The organism is Aequorivita sp. CIP111184 (assembly GCF_900489465.1).
Taxonomy (GTDB): domain Bacteria; phylum Bacteroidota; class Bacteroidia; order Flavobacteriales; family Flavobacteriaceae; genus Aequorivita.
In genome coordinates this window covers 445,181-463,774 of record NZ_UEFQ01000024.1, presented here as the reverse complement: position 1 = coordinate 463,774, position 18,594 = coordinate 445,181, and the positions used below count along the sequence as shown (strand labels likewise).

At 36.2% G+C, this 18,594-nt stretch carries 20 protein-coding genes; 2 read left to right on the top strand and 18 right to left on the bottom strand.

Annotated features, from left to right (window positions below; translation table 11 throughout):
- Positions 1 to 40: 40 nt before the first annotated feature.
- The 9 genes from AEQU1_RS11440 to AEQU1_RS16445 form a co-directional block, all read right to left on the bottom strand.
- Positions 41 to 1,312 carry an adenylosuccinate synthase gene (locus tag AEQU1_RS11440; RefSeq protein ID WP_111881243.1) on the bottom strand — a complete coding sequence of 424 codons (1,272 nt, stop codon included), beginning with the start codon at positions 1,310 to 1,312 and terminating at the stop codon, positions 41 to 43.
- A 5-nt stretch (positions 1,313 to 1,317) separates the two neighbouring features.
- A complete protein-coding gene (locus AEQU1_RS11435) occupies positions 1,318 to 1,788 on the bottom strand; it encodes a Fur family transcriptional regulator (RefSeq protein ID WP_111881241.1) in 471 nt (156 codons plus the stop codon).
- A gap of 27 nt (positions 1,789 to 1,815) precedes the next feature.
- A complete protein-coding gene (locus AEQU1_RS11430; protein ID WP_111881239.1) occupies positions 1,816 to 4,020 on the bottom strand; it encodes a bifunctional (p)ppGpp synthetase/guanosine-3',5'-bis(diphosphate) 3'-pyrophosphohydrolase in 2,205 nt (734 codons plus the stop codon).
- Between the two features lie 128 nt (positions 4,021 to 4,148).
- A complete protein-coding gene (locus AEQU1_RS11425) occupies positions 4,149 to 4,505 on the bottom strand; it encodes a hypothetical protein (RefSeq protein WP_111881238.1) in 357 nt (118 codons plus the stop codon).
- A gap of 97 nt (positions 4,506 to 4,602) precedes the next feature.
- Positions 4,603 to 4,926: a type II toxin-antitoxin system HigA family antitoxin gene (locus AEQU1_RS11420; protein ID WP_111881236.1), complete on the bottom strand. Its 324-nt coding sequence runs from the start codon at positions 4,924 to 4,926 to the stop codon at positions 4,603 to 4,605.
- A gap of 174 nt (positions 4,927 to 5,100) precedes the next feature.
- Complete coding sequence (locus tag AEQU1_RS11415) at positions 5,101 to 6,054, bottom strand: calcium/sodium antiporter (protein WP_111881235.1); 954 nt, start codon at positions 6,052 to 6,054, stop codon at positions 5,101 to 5,103.
- Positions 6,055 to 6,215: 161 nt separating this feature from the next.
- Positions 6,216 to 6,908 carry a DUF2490 domain-containing protein gene (locus AEQU1_RS11410; RefSeq protein ID WP_181566757.1) on the bottom strand — a complete coding sequence of 231 codons (693 nt, stop codon included), beginning with the start codon at positions 6,906 to 6,908 and terminating at the stop codon, positions 6,216 to 6,218.
- A complete protein-coding gene (locus tag AEQU1_RS11405) occupies positions 6,898 to 7,482 on the bottom strand; it encodes a hypothetical protein (RefSeq protein ID WP_111881232.1) in 585 nt (194 codons plus the stop codon). The genes AEQU1_RS11410 and AEQU1_RS11405 overlap by 11 nt, the downstream gene beginning before the upstream one ends.
- Positions 7,483 to 7,534: 52 nt before the next feature.
- A complete protein-coding gene (locus AEQU1_RS16445; RefSeq protein ID WP_408730905.1) occupies positions 7,535 to 7,639 on the bottom strand; it encodes a hypothetical protein in 105 nt (34 codons plus the stop codon).
- 23 nt (positions 7,640 to 7,662) lie between these two features.
- Between AEQU1_RS16445 and AEQU1_RS11400 the strand changes: the two genes are divergently transcribed.
- On the top strand, positions 7,663 to 7,986 hold the full coding sequence (locus tag AEQU1_RS11400; RefSeq protein ID WP_111881230.1) for a hypothetical protein: 324 nt from the start codon (positions 7,663 to 7,665) through the stop codon (positions 7,984 to 7,986).
- Positions 7,987 to 8,133: 147 nt separating this feature from the next.
- Here AEQU1_RS11400 and AEQU1_RS11395 read toward each other — a convergent pair whose 3' ends face one another.
- The 4 genes from AEQU1_RS11395 to AEQU1_RS11380 form a co-directional block, all read right to left on the bottom strand.
- Positions 8,134 to 8,403 carry a hypothetical protein gene (locus AEQU1_RS11395; RefSeq protein ID WP_111881229.1) on the bottom strand — a complete coding sequence of 90 codons (270 nt, stop codon included), beginning with the start codon at positions 8,401 to 8,403 and terminating at the stop codon, positions 8,134 to 8,136.
- Positions 8,404 to 8,405: 2 nt separating this feature from the next.
- Positions 8,406 to 9,722 carry a Na+/H+ antiporter NhaA gene (gene nhaA, locus AEQU1_RS11390; protein ID WP_111881227.1) on the bottom strand — a complete coding sequence of 439 codons (1,317 nt, stop codon included), beginning with the start codon at positions 9,720 to 9,722 and terminating at the stop codon, positions 8,406 to 8,408.
- A gap of 9 nt (positions 9,723 to 9,731) precedes the next feature.
- Positions 9,732 to 10,391, bottom strand: a complete 660-nt coding sequence (locus AEQU1_RS11385) for a DUF2490 domain-containing protein (RefSeq protein ID WP_111881225.1) — start codon at positions 10,389 to 10,391, stop codon at positions 9,732 to 9,734.
- A 127-nt stretch (positions 10,392 to 10,518) separates the two neighbouring features.
- Positions 10,519 to 11,289: a carbonic anhydrase family protein gene (locus AEQU1_RS11380; RefSeq protein ID WP_309300258.1), complete on the bottom strand. Its 771-nt coding sequence runs from the start codon at positions 11,287 to 11,289 to the stop codon at positions 10,519 to 10,521.
- Positions 11,290 to 11,449: 160 nt separating this feature from the next.
- Here AEQU1_RS11380 and AEQU1_RS11375 point away from each other — a divergent pair, with 160 nt between their 5' ends.
- Positions 11,450 to 12,133 (top strand): TetR/AcrR family transcriptional regulator, encoded by a 684-nt coding sequence (locus AEQU1_RS11375; protein WP_111881224.1) that lies wholly within the window; start codon positions 11,450 to 11,452, stop codon positions 12,131 to 12,133.
- Positions 12,134 to 12,386: 253 nt separating this feature from the next.
- On the opposite strand, the gene AEQU1_RS11370 is transcribed toward AEQU1_RS11375, so the two are convergent.
- The 5 genes from AEQU1_RS11370 to recG form a co-directional block, all read right to left on the bottom strand.
- A complete protein-coding gene (locus AEQU1_RS11370; protein WP_111881222.1) occupies positions 12,387 to 13,145 on the bottom strand; it encodes a T9SS type A sorting domain-containing protein in 759 nt (252 codons plus the stop codon).
- The gene (locus AEQU1_RS11365; RefSeq protein ID WP_146743745.1) at positions 13,132 to 13,362 is read right to left on the bottom strand and encodes a hypothetical protein; all 231 of its coding nucleotides are present in this window, start codon (positions 13,360 to 13,362) and stop codon (positions 13,132 to 13,134) included. The genes AEQU1_RS11370 and AEQU1_RS11365 overlap by 14 nt, the downstream gene beginning before the upstream one ends.
- Before the next feature lie 168 nt (positions 13,363 to 13,530).
- Positions 13,531 to 15,255: a M28 family peptidase gene (locus AEQU1_RS11360; RefSeq protein WP_111881219.1), complete on the bottom strand. Its 1,725-nt coding sequence runs from the start codon at positions 15,253 to 15,255 to the stop codon at positions 13,531 to 13,533.
- 145 nt (positions 15,256 to 15,400) lie between these two features.
- Positions 15,401 to 16,240 (bottom strand): AraC family transcriptional regulator, encoded by an 840-nt coding sequence (locus tag AEQU1_RS11355; protein ID WP_111816204.1) that lies wholly within the window; start codon positions 16,238 to 16,240, stop codon positions 15,401 to 15,403.
- Positions 16,241 to 16,456: 216 nt separating this feature from the next.
- Positions 16,457 to 18,562 carry an ATP-dependent DNA helicase RecG gene (recG, locus tag AEQU1_RS11350; protein ID WP_111881217.1) on the bottom strand — a complete coding sequence of 702 codons (2,106 nt, stop codon included), beginning with the start codon at positions 18,560 to 18,562 and terminating at the stop codon, positions 16,457 to 16,459.
- Positions 18,563 to 18,594 lie beyond the last annotated feature (32 nt).

The window sequence follows — 18,594 nt, the reverse complement described above, 5'->3', positions numbered from 1 at the left end:
TTATTTATCATTAGCAACGAAAATATCAACAACAAATTGATTATCGATCAATAGTCTGCTTTCTGTCTGGCCCAACTGAAACGATTTTGATAGGTACTTCAAGTTCTTTTTCAAGAAAATCGATATAATCGTTTAATGCCTCGGGCAACTGGGAAGCTTCGCTCATTTTAGTTAAATCTGCCTTCCATCCTTTCATTTTGGTGAAGATTGGCGTAACATTTTCAGCCTCGATATTATAGGGTAAATGGTGAATGGTTTTACCTTTGTAGTTATAAGCAGTGCAAACCTTTAATGTTTCGAAACCGCTTAAAACATCGGCTTTCATCATTATTAATTGGGTAACGCCATTCACTTGAACAGCATAGCGTAGTGCTACTAAATCTAGCCAACCACAGCGTCTCGGACGCCCAGTTACAGCTCCAAATTCATTTCCAACTTTTGCCATTCTTTCTCCGTCCTCATCAAAAAGCTCGGTAGGAAAAGGGCCGCTACCCACGCGAGTAGTATATGCTTTAAAAATTCCGAAGACATCTTTCACTTTGTTTGGTGGTATGCCCAAACCTGTGCAAGCACCTGCTGCCGTTGTATTTGATGACGTTACAAAAGGGTAAGTTCCAAAATCAATGTCTAACAATGAACCTTGGGCGCCTTCGGCCAAAATTGTTTTTCCGTTTTTTTGGGCTTGGTGCAAATATTCCTCACTGTCAATGAAAGTTAGCTTTTTCAATGTTTCAACCGCCGTAAAAAATTCAGCTTCAAGATCAGCCAAATCATATTGAACGTCAACATTGTAAAAAGCTATCATTGCTTCGTGCTTATCTGCTAAGGCACGATATTTATCTTGCCAATTTTCTAGCTCTAAATCGCCAATACGGATTCCGTTTCTTCCGGTTTTATCCATATAAGTTGGTCCAATTCCTTTTAGCGTGGAACCAATTTTTGCTTTTCCTTTGGAAGCCTCTGAAGCTGCGTCCAGCAAACGATGTGTTGGTAAAATAACGTGTGCTTTTCTGGAAACGATTAGGTTTTTTTTATAATCAATATTGTATTTTTCCAGTGCTTCCAGTTCTTTTACAAAAACAACGGGGTCAATTACAACACCGTTTCCTATAACGTTTACTGATTCTTTATGGAAAATTCCTGAGGGAATGGTTCGCAAAACGTGTTTTATTCCATCAAACTCCAAAGTGTGCCCTGCGTTGGGCCCGCCCTGAAAACGTGCAATTATGTCATAATTTTTTGTGAGTACGTCAACAATTTTTCCTTTGCCTTCGTCGCCCCATTGTAGTCCAAGTAGTAAGTCTACTGCCATAGTTTTTAAGAATTGTCCGCCTTAACGTTTTTAGCGGTTTTTTTATTTCCGTAGAAATAAAGTGAATGGTTGGTTATTTCAATATCGAAAACTTCTTCGATGGTTTTTTTTATACTTTGAATTCGTGGATCGCAAAACTCTATTACTTCACCGTCCCCAAGAATTACGTGATCGTGATTGCGGTCAAAATATGATTTTTCATAATGTGCTTGGTTTTGCCCAAATTGATGTTTGCGCACAAGGCCACATTCTAAAAGTAATTCAATAGTGTTGTAAAGCGTGGCACGGCTAACACGGTAATTTTTATTCTTCATATTTATGTACAGCGACTCAATATCAAAATGGTCGTCGTGATCATAAATTTCCTGAAGAATGGCGTATCGTTCCGGGGTTTTACGGTGTCCTTTTTCCTCAAGGAACCCCGTGAAAACGTTCTTTACAATTGCCTGATTATTTATATTTGTTTTTGAACTCATAATTAAGATTGCAAAGTTACTCAAATTTTACACTCTGGTAACTTTATCAATTCCGTTTATTTTTTTGATGTTGTCTACTAAATTATTTAGAATGGTTTTGTTTTTTACTACAACCACAATTTTCCCCGTGAAAACACCATCGTTACTGTCAAAGTGTACGCTTTTCATATCTATGTGAAGGTTGTTGGAGATCACTTTTGTCACCTCATTTACTAAACCAATGGTATCTATTCCGCTTATTGTTAAATCTGCCTTAAACTCGCGCTGGGTGGAGTCAATCCACTTTGCGGGCATAATGCGGTAGCTATAGTTGCTTTGAAGTTGTAGCGCGTTGGGACAATTGGTTTTATGCACCTTTATCCCTTCGTTAACCGTTACAAAGCCGAACACATCGTCCCCTGGAATAGGGTTGCAACAATTCGCCATTTTGTAATCTAATTTATCTTCGTTCTTGCCAAAAACTAGTTGATCAAACTTTTCGGTTATTTCTTCTTTATGGACATCTTCCGGTTTGTCTGGCTTTCGAATTCTATTTTTAAAGAAACTGATAAAGGCATTGCTTCGGGAAGCTGCAAAATCTTTTAATTTCGGGTTGTCAATAATTCCTGCACCCACACGATAATATAGGTCTAGGCTAGTTTTTACTTTAAAGAAGACCACCAGCTGATTTAGTGTGCCTTCGTCTAGATTTAACTTTAACGACTTTAGTTTGCGGGCCAAAATTACCTTTCCTTCTTCTGCGAGTTGTTTCTTTTCGTCTTTTAAAGAGGATTTTATTTTGGAACGTGCTCGACCTGTTGTTGCGTAGTTTAACCAGTTTGCAGTGGGTTTGGCATTTTCTGAAGTAATTATTTCCACTTGATCGCCACTTTTTAGTTCATGACTTAGTGGAACGAGTTTTCCATTCACCTTTGTGCCTCGTGTATGCATCCCAATTTCAGTATGAATATGAAATGCGAAATCCAATGCTGTTGCGCCTTTGGGAAGTGAATACAGATCTCCTTTTGGCGTAAACACGAAAATTTCTTTTGCATAAAGATTCAATTTGAATTCCTCTACAAAATCTACCGCGCTTATTTCTGAATTTTCAAGCGTGTCTTGCAGTTTATTCAACCAGTCTTCAAGTCCGCCGTCGTCTTTTTCTTTGTTTTTGTATTTGTAGTGGGCGGCAAAACCTTTTTCTGCAATCTCATTCATCCGTTCGCTGCGAATTTGCACTTCCACCCATCTACCTTTTGGGCCCATAACAGTAATGTGCAGTGCTTCGTAGCCAGTTGATTTAGGTGAAGAAATCCAATCGCGCAACCGTATTGGATTGGGACGAAAATGGTCTGTAACAATAGAATATATTTTCCAAGCAAAGAATTTTTCGTTTTCAGGCGCACTGTTATAAATAATTCGGACAGCGAATTTGTCATAAACTTCGTCAAAACTTACGTTCTGTGTCAGCATTTTTCTTCTGATGGAAAAAATTGATTTTGGACGGCCTTTTATTTCATATTTCAAATCTTCAGCATCCAAAGAATCTTTTATCACTTTGTTGAAAGCAGCAATGTAGGCGTCTTGTTCTTCTTTGCTTTCTTTTATTCGCCCTAAAATCTCTGCATAAACTTCAGGTTCGGTAAATTTCAAACCGAGATCTTCCAATTCTGTTTTTATGTTGTAAAGCCCAATACGATGGGCGAGGGGGGCGTAAATGTAAAGTGTTTCCGAAGCTATTTTCCGCTGTTTGTCTGGCGGCATACTGTCCATCGTTTGCATATTATGCAATCTGTCCGCGATTTTTATGATGATTACCCGAATATCCTCATTAAGGGTAAGCAACATTTTCCGGAAGTTTTCCGCTTGCATGGAAACATCTTCAGACATGTTTATGTGGGCAATCTTGGTAAGCCCATCAACAATACGCGCCACTGCGGTGCCAAACATATCCTCAATTTCCTCTAAAGTATAAGTTGTGTCCTCAACAACGTCGTGCAACAGTGCTGCAGCTATACTGGTGGCGTCCAACCCAATCTCAGCAGCAACAATTTTTGCTACGGCTATTGGATGAAAAATATAGGCTTCGCCACTTTTGCGGCGTTGCTCTTTGTGTGCATCCACGGCAAGATCAAACGCGCTTCGAATCAGTTTTTTATCATCACTACTAAGCGTGCGATAACTGATTTTTAGTAACTGTTTATATTGCTTGGCGAGTTCTTTTTTCTCTTCTTCTATAGCGGCTTCTGTCATAACCTAAAAGTACTGATAAGTAATTTAATTGGCAAGAAAATTAATGAGGGGTTGCTATATGAATTAAGGGCAAATGGAAAAAAGAAAGCTAAAAATGCAGCTGGCTATAATTAAGGATAAGGGAGTTTTTAGCTCAGTTCTTCGTCGTCTAAAGTATTCTGTTTTGCTAAAAGTTTATTTGAAACTTTATAGGTTGCAGAATAAGAAAGTCCGGGTTGACGTGATTTAAATGTCAAAAATGCTTTTTTATACCATTTTGGATCTGTGGCTTTCTTTTTGAAATCATCGTGTGCTGCAACCTCAGAGGTTTCACCATTGTGCCAAGACTCAATTTTATAAACTCCTATCCCGAAATGCTCAACGCGTTCAAGAACTGTTTCAAATTCCGACTCAGAAAAAATTTGCACGGTGTCTTTCTCGGATTCGTCATTTAGATTTTTCAAATCAGTAAATATGTTTTTCTCTAAGAATTCAGTTTGTTCCATAGTTGTGGGTAACGGGATTAGTATTCATGGGATACTTTGGTATCCTTTATTATTTTTTTGAAAGCTGATAGTTATTGACAAGAACCGATGCGGAAATCTAAAGTATTCGTTCCAGTTCCCTAATCATATCTACAGTCAATCTCTTCTTTCTATTTAGGATTTCTGACACTCGACTTTTTCCACCTACTATTCCGACCAAGTTCTTTTGGCGCATATTTAGTTCCTCCATTCTTATTTTTATTGCCTCGATCGGGTCAGGTGCTTCAATTGGATAAAGTTCGTTTTCGTAATTTTCAATCAGCAATGATAGGATTTCTGCCTCGCCGCCATCTTTTGTGTCAACCGGAGCATCAAAAATTATTTCAAGACGTTCAAGTATATTTCGGTAATCCTTTTCAGATTTAATCGGTTTTAATTCCATAACAGTTCATTTAAATCAAATTTGTTGAGATTATTCCGTAAACACGGTTGGCAATGCCCAAGTTTTCGAATTTTTATTATGCATAGTTTCCAAATATACATATTTATCTTTTCAGAGTAGTGCGCTCTGCGACCTTGGTGTTGAAATCTGGCGGCTCCTATAATTAATTGTTTTTTAAATTTCTTTAAATACTAAATAGCCAGTATAAATTAAATAAAAGCTAAATAACAGTAAGGCTTCCCAACGGTCCAGTTTTTTTCTTTTTCCTATAAACATGGAAATTATTAGAAATATAGTTCCTCCAATGAGTATTGCGAAGTCTTGGTTAAAGTTCTGATTGTATGCTATCGGATTTATAAATGAACTAACTGAAACAATCAGCAGTATATTAAATATGTTTGAGCCTATAACATTACCTATGGCAATATCACTATTTCTTTTAACGGCGGCGACTATTGAAGTTACTAATTCGGGCAATGAAGTGCCGACGGCAATTATGGTTAGACCAATTATTTTTTGACTGGTTCCCAATTCGGTGGCTACTGCTATGGCGTTGTCAACCACTAAAGTTCCACCTACTAGAAGACCTGCGAAACCAATTAAAATTAAGCCCCAAATTTTTGTATTAGATTTGTTTACCTGCACAACAACATTGGTATTATCCGTTTTTAACTGTCTAAACATATAATACAAAAAGCCTGCAAAAAGTATCAGTAAAATAAGCCCGTCTAGTCTTGATATTTCAGAATCTCCATCCATGAAGAAATTATTTGCTAGCACCATTAAAGCGATAGTAATTATAAGCGAGACGGGAATTTCTTTCCAAGCTGTGGAAGACTGAACAGTTATTGGGTAAATTAAACCTGCTAATCCCAATATTATAAATAAGTTGAAGTTGTTACTGCCTATTACGTTTGCCAAAACAATATCTGAAAGACCGTCTGCTGAAGCGATGGAGTTTACAACCAACTCAGGGGCAGAAGTTCCGAAGGCAACAATAGTTAAGCCTATTACTAAATCTGGAATATTATACTTTTTCGCTAATGAGGTAGCGCCATCAACAAGCCAATTAGCGCCAAATATTAAGCCTGCAAATCCAAAAACTATTAAAAGCAGTGATACAATCATACTATTTTTTTTTGAAAGCCCCCGAAGATATATATTAATCTAATTGCGGTAACATAAGGAAATAAATAATTAAATACTTCTCAGCTATCCATTCAAGTAAGCAAGCAAGGCTTTAAATTGCTGCGTTTTAATTCTCTGAAAAGATTTTTCTTCTGAGAAGGTTATATTTCTAAAAACCAATTTATACTCGTCCAAAAACTATGGCGGGTAGTATTGTCCAGAAATGAATTAACCCTATAGCCCATACCCACCTCTATTTTATCATTATTTTTCAAATTATATCCTAATAGTGGAACAAGTCGTATTTCAAGGTCATAGTCTGAATCCTGCCAACTGTTAAGATATTCGTTATTAAATTTAAAATAGAATTCCTGTGGGTCCACTGATTCTCCATTTAATGGGATTTCGGAAGCAATGCGATATCTTAATCTAATTTCTGGTTTTTCTTCTATGGAAAACGTTTGATCTGTTGAGAAACGGTGTACCAACCTAAGAGCACTCAATCTTTGCACTACAGTATATTGCTGAATAAATCTATGAAATAACTTTTCTTCTCGAAGCCTAATAAGATAACCACCAGCAACACGAGAATTCAAACCAACTTTTTTGGCGGTAATCATTGAAATGTCAGTGAGAATGTAGTTATACTCGCTTTCAGTACTGCTGTTGAATTCTCCTGATTGTAAAAGGTGGCGTGATTCTATCTTTGTATTTAAAAACCAATCATTTTCTAATTTATAATTTAAATTTACGGATGGCAACAGCCCAAGCTGATAGGTGCTTTGGGCCGATGCACTATTTAAAAATTGAATGAACACAATAAAAGTGGCTATATGAAATTTATTAATATTCAAGATGATAGCTGGGTTTAAATATTATTTGGGATGCCAAAACGAAGTGTCCTTTATCTGTGAAGAGGTATTCAAATAATTCAGTGCTTTTTTCGGAACGGCACTTGACTATTATTTCATATTTAACGGTCAAATCTTCAGTTGGTTTTCCAGAGAATAATTTTAAAAACAACGGTATTTGATTTCCTGTATATTGTATTTGGATTTTGTCAATTCTGTGCTTAATACAGTCTTTTTGCAATCTTGTGTCTATTGAATTTTTAAGTGGTGTTGTTAATTCATCCCATTTTATTTCAATTTCAACATCTTCAATATTTCCGAGTGCATCAAATTCAACGCTGTGTTTTTTTCTGTTTCTTTTAAATTTGGCTTCGATACTTTTCCTTTCCAGTCCTTTTTCCAAATACCATTTTACTTTATTCTTCAATTCTAAAAAATCTATAAAATTTAAAGCATTCATCGGAACATCACTTTGTGCTAAACGACTTTCCTTTTCAAACTTTTGTTGAGCGAATAAACTATTGGAAAAATTTCCAAGAATGAAAATTGCAACAACCGCTAAAATGGACTTAATCATTTATTTTCTTTTTTATCTTTTTTTGAATAAAAACGTTGCTGAGTATTGTTATTTACTCTCCTTCCTTCGTTTTAAGGATAATAAAAAAAATACCAATATCGCTCATCCTTCCTTCGGTTTCGTAGTCCTTATCAATTATGGTAATTGTATCATCCAATTTTACAGGATGATTAAAAAAAAATGATACTGGAAGTTATATTAGAAAGGATTGACCATCGGGCAAACAAGGCTATCCCTAAAACAGTTAATAACGACCCTATAAAAACACCTAATTCTGATTGGTCAACTCCCCAAATTATTAAGATTATTATTAAACAAACTAAAATGTTGATTAGGTTGATGACTTTCTTTATGAGTTTACCTCTTACCTTTTTCAACAAATTGGTTGATACAGTTCTATTTACCAATTTGGTCATAACAAAAAGCGTTAATGCAAATGCAGCTAAGACTACAACCGTTTCAATAATTTTTAACTGGACACTATCCATTATTATAGTTTTATGATAGTGATTCTCAAACTTTGCTGGAGATTCAGCGATTAAAAAATGATATTTTTTTCTTAACCGTTCATAGCATTCTTTTGTGATTCATTTTTATTTTTAAAATCGAAATCCCAAAACTCCGTCTTAGAATCGATACCAGAATTTACTGTCACTTATATTTGTTCAAAATAGAATCAAGGTTTGATGAAGTTTTTTCCACTATTGAGTCCAGTTTTTTAACCTTTAGGTCTTCCAGATTAATTATTGAATCGAGTTTTATAACCTTATCCATTTCAGTGTTAATTACTGAATCTAGCTGGTTCGCTTTGTTAGTAAGATTGTTTAACTGGCTTTCTACAGCGCTAATGCCATTTTCACAAGAGGTTAAGAATGCCACTAACACAATAACTAAAACGATGAACAATTTATATTTTTGCATAGCTATATTTTTTGGGTGTTCGTATTCTTTTTTGATGATCGGGCTAGTATTAAATAACCTATAATACCAGAAATTAATGAGCCAATAAGAATGCCTATTTTGGCTGAGTCTAAATATTCCGGCCTGTTTGCAAAGGCAAGACTGGCTATAAAAATGGCCATAGTGAAGCCTACTCCAGCTATAAAGGAAACTCCTACAATATGCTTCATATTAATTTCCTTGGGCATAGTGATTAACTTTAGTTTTTTCGCCAAAAAGACCAAGCTTGTAATGCCAATACTGTTTCCAGCAACCAAACAGATGATGATGGTTATAATGAGAGATTGGTCTAACGGGATATCTGTATTAAGTACCACTCCGGCATTTGCCAATGCAAAAAGCGGAATTATAAAATAGGCTACCCAATCGTGAAGACGGTGCTCTAAATGCTGCAGTGGCGATTGGTATTTTGCCGTCCAATCTTCAAGATTGTCTATTGCCTCAATTTGTACTTCAGAAAGCACGAGTTTCGTTTTTTCTGGGTTGATTTTTATATTTTCTGAAATAAAGTTTAACGAACCAATAAAAGTTTCTGTATTTATTTTCTGCCGCAGTGGAACCGAAAAAGCCAGCAACAGTCCCGCAATTGTAGGGTGTATTCCGCTTTTCAAGAATAAGAACCATACTACAGCGCCCACTAGCACCAATAAAAATTTTGAATAAATACCTTTATACGATAAAAAATAAAGCACCGCCAATAGTATCAAAGCAAAAAGTAGCATCATTATTTGTATGTTTCCGCTGTAAAAAATGGCGATGATTAGCACCGCACCCATATCGTCTATAATGGCGAATGCGGTAAGAAAAATTTTGAGCGCCATAGGCACCTTATCTCCCAGTAATTTTAGTATTGCTAAAGCAAAGGCAATATCAGTAGCCATTGGTACGCCCCAGCCACGTGCAGTGTCAGGGTATTGGTTTATAAGTATAAAGAAAAGTACAGGAAGCACCATTCCGCCCAAGGCGCCCACCAAAGGAAAAACCACTTTCTTTGTAGAGTTGAGTTCGCCTACCAAAAACTCACGCTTTATTTCCAGACCAATTACAAAAAAGAAGATGGCCATCAATAAATCATTAATCCAAAGCAATAGCGGTTTGTAAAGTTCAAAACCCGTAAAACTGAAACCTATTTTTGAGTTCCATAGCGAAACGTAGCTATCGGAAAATGACGAGTTTGCCCAGATAAGCGCAATAACCGTGGCTAGCATCAGCAAAATACCGCTGAAACTTTCAATTTTGGTGAATTTTTGAAAAGGACTTAAAATTTTACTGGTTGGCATAGGGGTGTTTTAGAAATTAAAAAAGGTAATAATGTTCAACTGATCCTTATTTTTACCTCCGGCTAGAAACTGGTTCATATAGCCAATTTCAAACTTTAAAGATTTATTCAGTTTATAACCCAAGCCCGAGTATAGTCTGTTTCTGTCAAAAACATTGTTCTCTGTATTTAGGAAAATTTCGTTGTAGGCCGAAAAATATATTGTTTTGTCGATTATTTCAGCATTGTTTAAAGACACGTTTAGACCTAAAAAATAACGAAAGCGGAGTTTAAAATCAGCTTCCATAAAACGTTGCTCAAAGCGATATCTGTGCTGAACACCAACGCGGTTTATTTGTTGTCTGGTAATAAATTGTTGGTAAATTCTATGCTCGTTTACCGAGTTTTTATCGTTTGTTGTACCAATGTAGTTTTCGCTTAAAATATAGCCGTAACCTAGCAGTAAATTGTTGTTGTTTTCGGTAAGATTATAGCCTAGACCTGTGCGAAGCAATAGTTGTTCAAGATCGCCAATGGCGTTATAGTTTCTGTATTGAACTTCGTGATGCAAGTTCCATTTATTGTCAATTTTTTTATTTCCGAAATAAATGATCCAATTTCCGAAGTTACTGTCTTGGCCAATAGCCAAAAGCGGCAATAGGAAAGCCAATAAAAAAAATCGTTTCTCCATTATAATTTATTTGTAAAGTTTTTTTTAATACTCAAATTGGGACTAAGAGAAAAGAGTGGCCATTAATGCTAAAAAACAAACTAATCTAAATTCGATGCATTTTTTTTTGGCCACTCTTTAAAATTTTTTATTCAAAAAAGGTTACCTTTCCAGTAGACAGGTCATAAGTTGCCCCAACAATTTTAATTTCGCCTTTTTCCTGCATTTCTGCCAATACTGGACTTTGAGCAAGTGTTTTTTCAATATTTAGAAGTACGTTTTTATTAGAAACAGCTTCCACAAAATCGTCATTTTTTGAATTTCTGATCGCTTTGTCTTGTGGTTCCTCCACAGCGTTTACTGCGGGTTTTATTTTTTTAAGCATAGCAGTTAGGTTTCCAAGTTCGGCGTTATCAATGGCGCCTTTCACAGCGCCACAGTACTTATGGCCCATAATAATCACAAGTTTTGCTCCAGCTACTTTGGTTGCAAATTCCATACTGCCAAGTAAATCTTCGTTGACAAAATTACCTGCTACACGACCAACAAAAACGTCGCCAATGCCTTGGTCAAATAAATCTTCAACGGGAACGCGGCTATCCACACAGCTTAGCACAATGGCTTTTGGATATTGCGCTAATGCTGTTTTTCTTATTTGCTCCCCGTGGTTACGATTTGTGGTTTGTTGATTAACAAAGCGTTCGTTACCAGCCTTAAAATCATCAATAACCATTTGGGGTGTCATGTTATCCTGATCTTCTTTGGTCATAACATGAGTAACCATTTGTGGAGCTTCAGTAGTTTCCTGAACTATCGCGGTTTCTTCCGTTTTTTTTGGGTCTTCCTTGCAGGATATAAAGAGGGTAGCACAAAATAAAAGGGTTAAAGCGAGTGGAGATGTAATTTTCATTGTTTTCATTTTATGGATTTTTAGTGTTTATTTTATACTTAACATAGGTCAAATATAATAATACTTTTTAAAATGATAGTAAAACTATTATAAATAATTATAAAACTTTTTTAAGTAATATTTTTCCTATGAATTTCAATTGTTTATTTTTGTTTCAAAGTGATTAGTTATGGGTATTGAAATCAAAATAGCACTAAACGAAGGACTATATTTAAAGGATCCACAGGATTCAGTCTTGGGCAGAAATATTATTAAGCACAGTATTATATTGTTAAGTGATTTGGGGTTCGAGGCATTTAATTTTAAAAAACTAGCTCAGGAAATGAACTCTACCGAAGCTTCCATCTATCGCTATTTTGAAAATAAGCACCTACTGCTTCTCTATTTGGTTTCGTGGTATTGGGAATGGGTTGCCTATTTAATTCGGATAAATACCACAAACATAGACGACCCAAAGAGAAAACTTGAAATAATCATCAACTCCTTTGTTTCGGCATCTGTAGATAACCCCACCACAGATTATGTGGACGAAAGCAAACTCCATAGTGTAATTATTGCTGAAGGCATCAAAGCATATCACACGAAAGAAGTGGACAATGAAAATGGAAAGGGTTTTTTCAAAAACTACAAACAACTAATAAATAATGTCGCTGGAGTGATTATGGAAATAAACCCAACCTTTGAATATCCATATGCGCTGGCTAGCAATTTATTTGAAATGTCTAATAACCACATCTATTTTGCCAAGCACCTGCCTAGGCTAACTGACATTCAGGTAAGTGAAAACAAATACTCGGAAGTAGAAAAAATGCTGAATTACTTTGCTTCCAAGCTTTTGGACTACGAAATATAATTCCAAATATTTTACATATTGTGCATACGTATTCTTTATAGGAATATTTTCTTCGTAATGCATAAAGATGGTTGAGAATACCAGAATTTGCAGATAGCGAAGAAGTTTTAAAGAATACGGTAACAGGATTTGAGATTGCTAAAAAAAAGATTTCCAGTCTTTAGTTCTTTTAATTAGCTGTAGCTATAATGATAAAAAAAGTCTTCCACTACAGTTATGTAGAAGAAGACTTTTAGGATTTTTAGGGATTGGATTATTGCTTCACTAAATTTTTGACAACCGAACCTTTAGAATCAGTAATCCGAACCATATATACTCCCGAATCTAAAGGTGAAATATCAACTGTTTTTTCTTGCGACATTTCCGATACATCTACATTTCTTATTATTGCTCCACGCAAATCATAAATTGTTAATTTTTCCAAAGGCACATTAGAACGTAAAATGAATTCGTTTTTTGCTGGGTTTGGATAGATAGAAACGGCTGTTTCCAAAGAATTGGAGTTTGTTCCAAGAGCTTCGTTAAAGGATATATCCATTAGTAAATCTGGTCCTTCAGATGTTAATGAGCAAAATGTAAACGGAGTCCAGATAACACAACTGGTATCAAAACCATCAAGAGGATTTTGCCATGCATAAACATTTCCATTTCCATCGGTTGCAGTACTCCAATACCATAGTCCTGCTAAATCCCAATCCAGTATTGCCTGAACACTTAACCAATATGTAGTGCCACCTGTTAATGCAGGTCCTCCTGTAAGCTCCAAAACGAAACTCCCATCATTATCATCATCAACGCTTCCAGGAAAATTTTCTGAATATATCATAGTTTCCGGTAATCCACCATCGTCCTCAAACAACCTAAATACTATCCCACTGTCAGGATCTCCACTAAATCCAGCTTGGGTGAGAACTCCGGGTATGGATACTTCACAAATTGTAGATTCGCCAGTACCTGGAGCCACAAAATCGTCTGCAGCCATGGTGTCATAAGCAGCATTAGTTACCCCCAATATCTTGTGATGTTACCCCGCGTGAACTATTTGGAATAGCGTTGGTGTAATTTGGCAGAACGCCATCGCAAGTAACCAAATGGGAAGGTCTAATATTAGGATTGTGTGAACGCAAACCAGAAGATGATATTGGTGTATTTATTTTTGCGGCTTTTTGCCCAGACATTGTGAGGGTCAAGAATACGCAAATTGCGAATGCGAATGTATATGTTTTCATAATTTTAAAATTTAAGATTAGTAATTGACTAGGTGAATAATTCAGTTAATATTCACAGAATAAACTGTGTAGTAATGATAAAATCATTCTGCATTTAAAAGTCTGTTTATGGGGAGTCAAATAAAAAAATCCATTAATCCATTTTAGCTTTTATCTCCGATTTGTAAATCATTCAGCAATAATAAAACCAATGGATTTTGTGACATTTTCACATTGCAGCTTAAGAATATAAGAACCATTAGCTAAATGCTGTAGATTGATTTCAGAATTGCTGGTACCAGCTGAAAAATCTAGAACATCTTGATATACACGTTTTCCAGTTAAGTTATAAACGTCAACCTGCGAGGTAAATCCGGATTTAGCATTCTCAACACGCAACGACAAGAGTCCATTTGAAGGATTGGGAAATATATTCACCTTGGCGGGAAACTGTGTATTGTGATCTTCCACACTCAGCCAAATAGATAAATCAGCTTCGTCAGAACCTGCACTAATGGGTACGGCTAGTTCGGCGGCTGTAGCCAAAATTGTTTTAACAACATCCCTCATAAATTCAAAATTGAGTGTATTACTGGTATCGCCAGAAGTATGATAATTAAGGTTTCTAAAATCGGCAGTATCTGTAAGCATCAACGCCTGTAAACCTGCATCCCAAAAAGCAGCATGATCACTTCTACGAAGATCTGGGGTCACTTCACCATTACCAGGTACAGAGACAGTAAGAACCCTTAATTCCGAAACATACGTTTCAGAAGCACTTACAAAAGCTGCTAATAAAGGATCTGATGTGGTGTTGCCACATCCAAACAGAAAATTACCTCGAAACTCATCATCTTCAACCGCTTGGGCAACATCTGGAAATAGCGTGCCGAAACCTACAGGCAAACTTTGCGAATTTATTTCATCAGAATAAAAACCAATCATCTCCATATTTAAAGTTCCCTGTAAATCTTCAAAAGGTTTAATGCCATCGGAAATGTACTTATCGCTACCGCTGGCCGAAAAACTTTCTTCAGCATCAAAACCAATAAAACGAATGGAATGTTCAAAGGAATATTGCGACAATATGCGCAATGCTTCAAGTGTTCCTACTACTGCCGAGCCGTTGTCGTCTGCCGCTGGACTGCCAGAAACCCCATCAAAATGTCCGTCGATGACATAGGTAGTGGCTTCATCTTTAGCACCAGGTTGGCGACCCAGGATATTCTGCATCGTCGTACCTCCCGTACCAGAAACTACAAAATCTTGGCGTTCGGTTTGAAGATTTGCATCCGTAAAAGCATCTTCAATAAATGTGCGTACTTCTTCCAGATGGACAGGAGCCGTTAAATAATGCCGCTCACCTTCAATAAATTGTAAGTCGCTCAATAACCTTGCTTCATCTACTTGACTGACCATTTCGGCAATATCAACTGCTTGGTTATCTGAGGCAAATAGTTTGATATCTACATCTCTAATTCCTACAGTTAGGTCTGAATAATCCCAAGTTAGAGAAAGTGTTGGATCAGGATTTATACCTGTACCGATATCTCCAGTAATGTTAGCTTGTGGTATTGTTTCAAAATAGATCCCATCATCTAAGGAAATTTTTAGCCACACTTCACATATATCACTTTCAGCATCGCTTAAAGAATAATTAACGGTAAGGGTTTTTGCAGTTTCATCTTCCGTTAAATCGGTAATTTCAATTTGTGGTGGGGTGTTTTGACCAAGGCACACTAAAGAGAAAAGACATAAAATAAATGTTAGATTTTTTTTCATTTTGCTAAATCGAAGCCTTTTTATGCGAGTATCACATCTATTATTGTTGTTAAATTCGAATGGTCCAACGTGAATTGTAAAATAGTTTTCGGCTGTTTTTACTCCGGAATGGATAAAGTTGAAATGTCCCATAATGATAATTTTAAAGTGGTTAATATTCTTTTAATAATTAGTAATTGGGAGTTAAGATGTTTAAATGTAATTGGAAAATCTAATATTGAGTTGTATAAAACCGCCATTTAGTATCTGGAAATCAATTATATAGTGGGGGAGAATTTTATAGTGGTGGGTTGAGAAAAGCTTTTGAAGCCATAAGCTCTTGAAGAAATTTGAACTTTTCAATATGAAATTTAGAAGGACAGGCGCCACAATATTTTTTAAAATCCTTGGAGAAATGGGAAAAATCGTAATAATTAAATAGTGCAATTAAGGCCTTACAATCGATTGGAGTTTCGTTCTTTATTTCTGCAAACATATAATTAAAACGCACAATGCGCTTGTATACGGTGGGAGTGATGCCGACCATTTTTTTAAACTGTTTTTGAAAGTAGCGCTCGTTAATTCCTAAATAACTTATAAGTTCTGTAATTGAACAACAACCGTAAGTTTCATTTATTCTTTGTATTGCAGAATCAATTACATTTAATTGCGGATTTACCGTTAATAAATGATTAATTAAAAGATTTTCAATAAGCTTAATCTTTAGTTTATCGCCTTGTTGAGAATCAAATTGCTTGGTAAATTTCTGAATATTATTATTAAAGAGTGAAGTAGTTGCAATTGCCTTATCTGTAATTGATGGCATATCCAATCCAAAAAAATGCCATAACCCTGTTGGTTTAAACGTTACAGCATAGAGATCTACCTTGGACGAGTCAGAATTCATATAGTAGTGTTGGGTTTGCTGGCCTACGGTGTAAAATCTCGGTAGTTCTTGTTCTCCTTTTTTTTGAACTACATAAAAAGAACCACAAAAGTGAAACCCCATATGTCCAAAACCACTGGGTAAATTATACTCACTTATTATATTGTCATAATCGGTCTTCTTGCATTTTATGGTATAATAAAATGCAATGTAGGGTTGTAGAATCTTGGATGGAACATGCGTTTGAAACATTTCATTTAGCTTAAGATTGGCTGTTTTGATCCATATATATTTAGTTTACAACAAATTACAATAAATATATGAACTAGGTTAGGGGTAAATCCCCCTAATTTAAGAGAGTTTTATCTTACATTAGTATATGTTCTTTCCATCAGTGGAATGTCTTAATTGCAGATCTCTCCTTCGTAACTTTTATCTCAGTGAAAAGAAAGCAATTTTAGTGATAATTTATGAAATATAATTCCAGATATTTCGATATTTCACCAACTGTGCGTACGTATTTTTTATAGGAATGTTTTCTTCGGAAGAAAGGTTGGGGTCAGCTTTCAATACTTGCATTGCATAGCTACGCGCGATTTTCAATATTTCCGAATCCTTTATTATATCAGCAATACGAAGATTTAGTACACCACTTTGTTGGGTGCCCATCATATCGCCGGGGCCACGGAGTTTTAAATCTACTTCCGCGATTTCAAAACCGTCGCTGGTTCTTACCATCGTTTCCAAACGAGTTTTGGCGTCAGCAGATAGTTTATGGCTAGTCATTAAAATGCAGTAACTCTGTTCGGCACCACGACCCACACGACCACGCAATTGGTGTAATTGTGAAAGTCCGAAACGTTCTGCACTTTCCACAATCATAACGCTGGCATTAGGAACATTTACACCAACTTCAATAACCGTAGTGGCGACCATAATTTGTGTTTCGCCTTTTATAAAACGGTTCATTTCATACTCTTTGTCGGCAGGTTTCATCTGTCCGTGAAGTATGGAAACTTGATAATTTGGCTGCGGAAATTCGCGTACGATACTCTCGTATCCGTCCATCAAATCTTTGTAATCCATGGTTTCACTTTCCTGTATTAAAGGGTACACAATATACACCTGTCTGCCCTTTGAAATTTCGTCTTTTATAAAGCGAAAAACCTTCAGTCTATTTGCATCAAAACGGTGCACGGTTTTAATGTCTTTTCTACCCGGTGGAAGCTCGTCAATTACACTAATATCTAGGTCGCCATAAACGCTCATAGCAAGGGTGCGGGGGATGGGGGTGGCGGTCATTACAAGTACGTGTGGCGGGTACTCATTTTTATGCCATAATTTACTGCGTTGTTCTACCCCAAAACGGTGTTGCTCATCCACAATTGCAAGCCCCAAATTTTTAAATTTTACCTTATCTTCGAGCAGCGCATGAGTACCAATTAGGATGTCTAATTCGCCATTTTCGAGTTTTTTGTGAATTTCCCTTCTTTTTGAAGTTTTAGTTGAACCAGTCAACAATTCAATGCTGGTGTTCAGTTTTTTACATAATTCAACTAAACCTGTATAATGCTGTACTGACAAAATTTCAGTAGGCGCCATTAAACAAGCTTGAAAACCGTTGTCAATAGCTATTAACATTGACATTAGCGCTACTATTGTCTTACCAGAGCCAACATCGCCTTGTAAAAGTCGGTTCATCTGTGCGTTGCTTCCCAAATCGTTTCGTATTTCTTTGATCACCCGCTTTTGTGCTTCTGTCAATTCAAAGGGTAAATGTTCAGAAAAAAAAGTATTGAAATTAGGCCCAATTTTATCAAAAGGATAGCCTTTAATTTTCGATTTATGGATGAGATTTTTTCGAATTAATTGCAGTTGGATATAGAATAATTCTTCAAACTTTAATCGGTATTGTGCGCGCGCCAAATGTGCCTGACTTTTCGGAAAATGTATGTTGAAAAGTGCCTCCTTTTTTGAGTCTAATTTTAGCTGTTCCAAAAGTGGTTTTGAGAGGGTTTCCGCGAAGGCATTTTTGCTCTCCAAAAACAGTTGTTGCATCAGTCCATTTATCACTCGATTTGTGATGCCACTATTACCTAATTTTTCTGTGGAAGGATATACCGGTTGCATTGCAGAACGGATACTTTTCTCGTGCGCGTCCAGCAATTCCATTTCGGGATGTGGCATAGAAAAACTATTATTGAAATAATTCGTTTTTCCAAAAATTACATACGGAACATTCAACTTTAAATTCTCCCGAATCCATTTTTGGCCGCGAAACCAAACCAATTCAATAGTTCCAGTTTCGTCAATAAAAGTAGCGACAAGTCTTTTTCCACGTTTTTGTTCTATCGTTTTTATATGTGTGATTTTCCCGATAATCTGAACTTCAGCATTGGTTTGCTGCAATTGCGTAATTTTATAATACTGCGTGCGGTCCAGATATCGGTTCGGGAAAAGATTCAACAAATCCTGAAAGGTGTGAATACCAAGCTCTTTTTTCAGCAAATCCGCCCTGTTTGGGCCGACGCCTTTCAGATAATCTATTGGAGTTTGGAGAAAGTTGGCATTCATAAAACGAAAATACTTAATTCCTGCGTAGGCAG

Excerpts from the sequence above, each read along its gene's own strand:
- nhaA (WP_111881227.1), bottom strand. The coding sequence starts at position 9,722 with ATGCCAACCAGTAAAATTTTAAGTCCTTTTCAAAAATTCACCAAAATT.
- AEQU1_RS11400 (WP_111881230.1), top strand. The coding sequence starts at position 7,663 with ATGATACTGGAAGTTATATTAGAAAGGATTGACCATCGGGCAAACAAG.
- AEQU1_RS11385 (WP_111881225.1), bottom strand. The coding sequence starts at position 10,391 with ATGGAGAAACGATTTTTTTTATTGGCTTTCCTATTGCCGCTTTTGGCT.
- AEQU1_RS11405 (WP_111881232.1), bottom strand. The coding sequence starts at position 7,482 with ATGATTAAGTCCATTTTAGCGGTTGTTGCAATTTTCATTCTTGGAAAT.
- AEQU1_RS11355 (WP_111816204.1), bottom strand. The coding sequence starts at position 16,240 with ATGTTTCAAACGCATGTTCCATCCAAGATTCTACAACCCTACATTGCA.
- AEQU1_RS11415 (WP_111881235.1), bottom strand. The coding sequence starts at position 6,054 with ATGATTGTATCACTGCTTTTAATAGTTTTTGGATTTGCAGGCTTAATA.
- AEQU1_RS11395 (WP_111881229.1), bottom strand. The coding sequence starts at position 8,403 with ATGCAAAAATATAAATTGTTCATCGTTTTAGTTATTGTGTTAGTGGCA.
- AEQU1_RS11440 (WP_111881243.1), bottom strand. The coding sequence starts at position 1,312 with ATGGCAGTAGACTTACTACTTGGACTACAATGGGGCGACGAAGGCAAA.
- AEQU1_RS11380 (WP_309300258.1), bottom strand. The coding sequence starts at position 11,289 with ATGAAAACAATGAAAATTACATCTCCACTCGCTTTAACCCTTTTATTT.
- AEQU1_RS11375 (WP_111881224.1), top strand. The coding sequence starts at position 11,450 with ATGGGTATTGAAATCAAAATAGCACTAAACGAAGGACTATATTTAAAG.
- AEQU1_RS11365 (WP_146743745.1), bottom strand. The coding sequence starts at position 13,362 with ATGAAAACATATACATTCGCATTCGCAATTTGCGTATTCTTGACCCTC.
- AEQU1_RS11425 (WP_111881238.1), bottom strand. The coding sequence starts at position 4,505 with ATGGAACAAACTGAATTCTTAGAGAAAAACATATTTACTGATTTGAAA.
- recG (WP_111881217.1), bottom strand. The coding sequence starts at position 18,562 with ATGAATGCCAACTTTCTCCAAACTCCAATAGATTATCTGAAAGGCGTC.
- AEQU1_RS11420 (WP_111881236.1), bottom strand. The coding sequence starts at position 4,926 with ATGGAATTAAAACCGATTAAATCTGAAAAGGATTACCGAAATATACTT.
- AEQU1_RS11360 (WP_111881219.1), bottom strand. The coding sequence starts at position 15,255 with ATGGGACATTTCAACTTTATCCATTCCGGAGTAAAAACAGCCGAAAAC.
- AEQU1_RS11430 (WP_111881239.1), bottom strand. The coding sequence starts at position 4,020 with ATGACAGAAGCCGCTATAGAAGAAGAGAAAAAAGAACTCGCCAAGCAA.
- AEQU1_RS11435 (WP_111881241.1), bottom strand. The coding sequence starts at position 1,788 with ATGAGTTCAAAAACAAATATAAATAATCAGGCAATTGTAAAGAACGTT.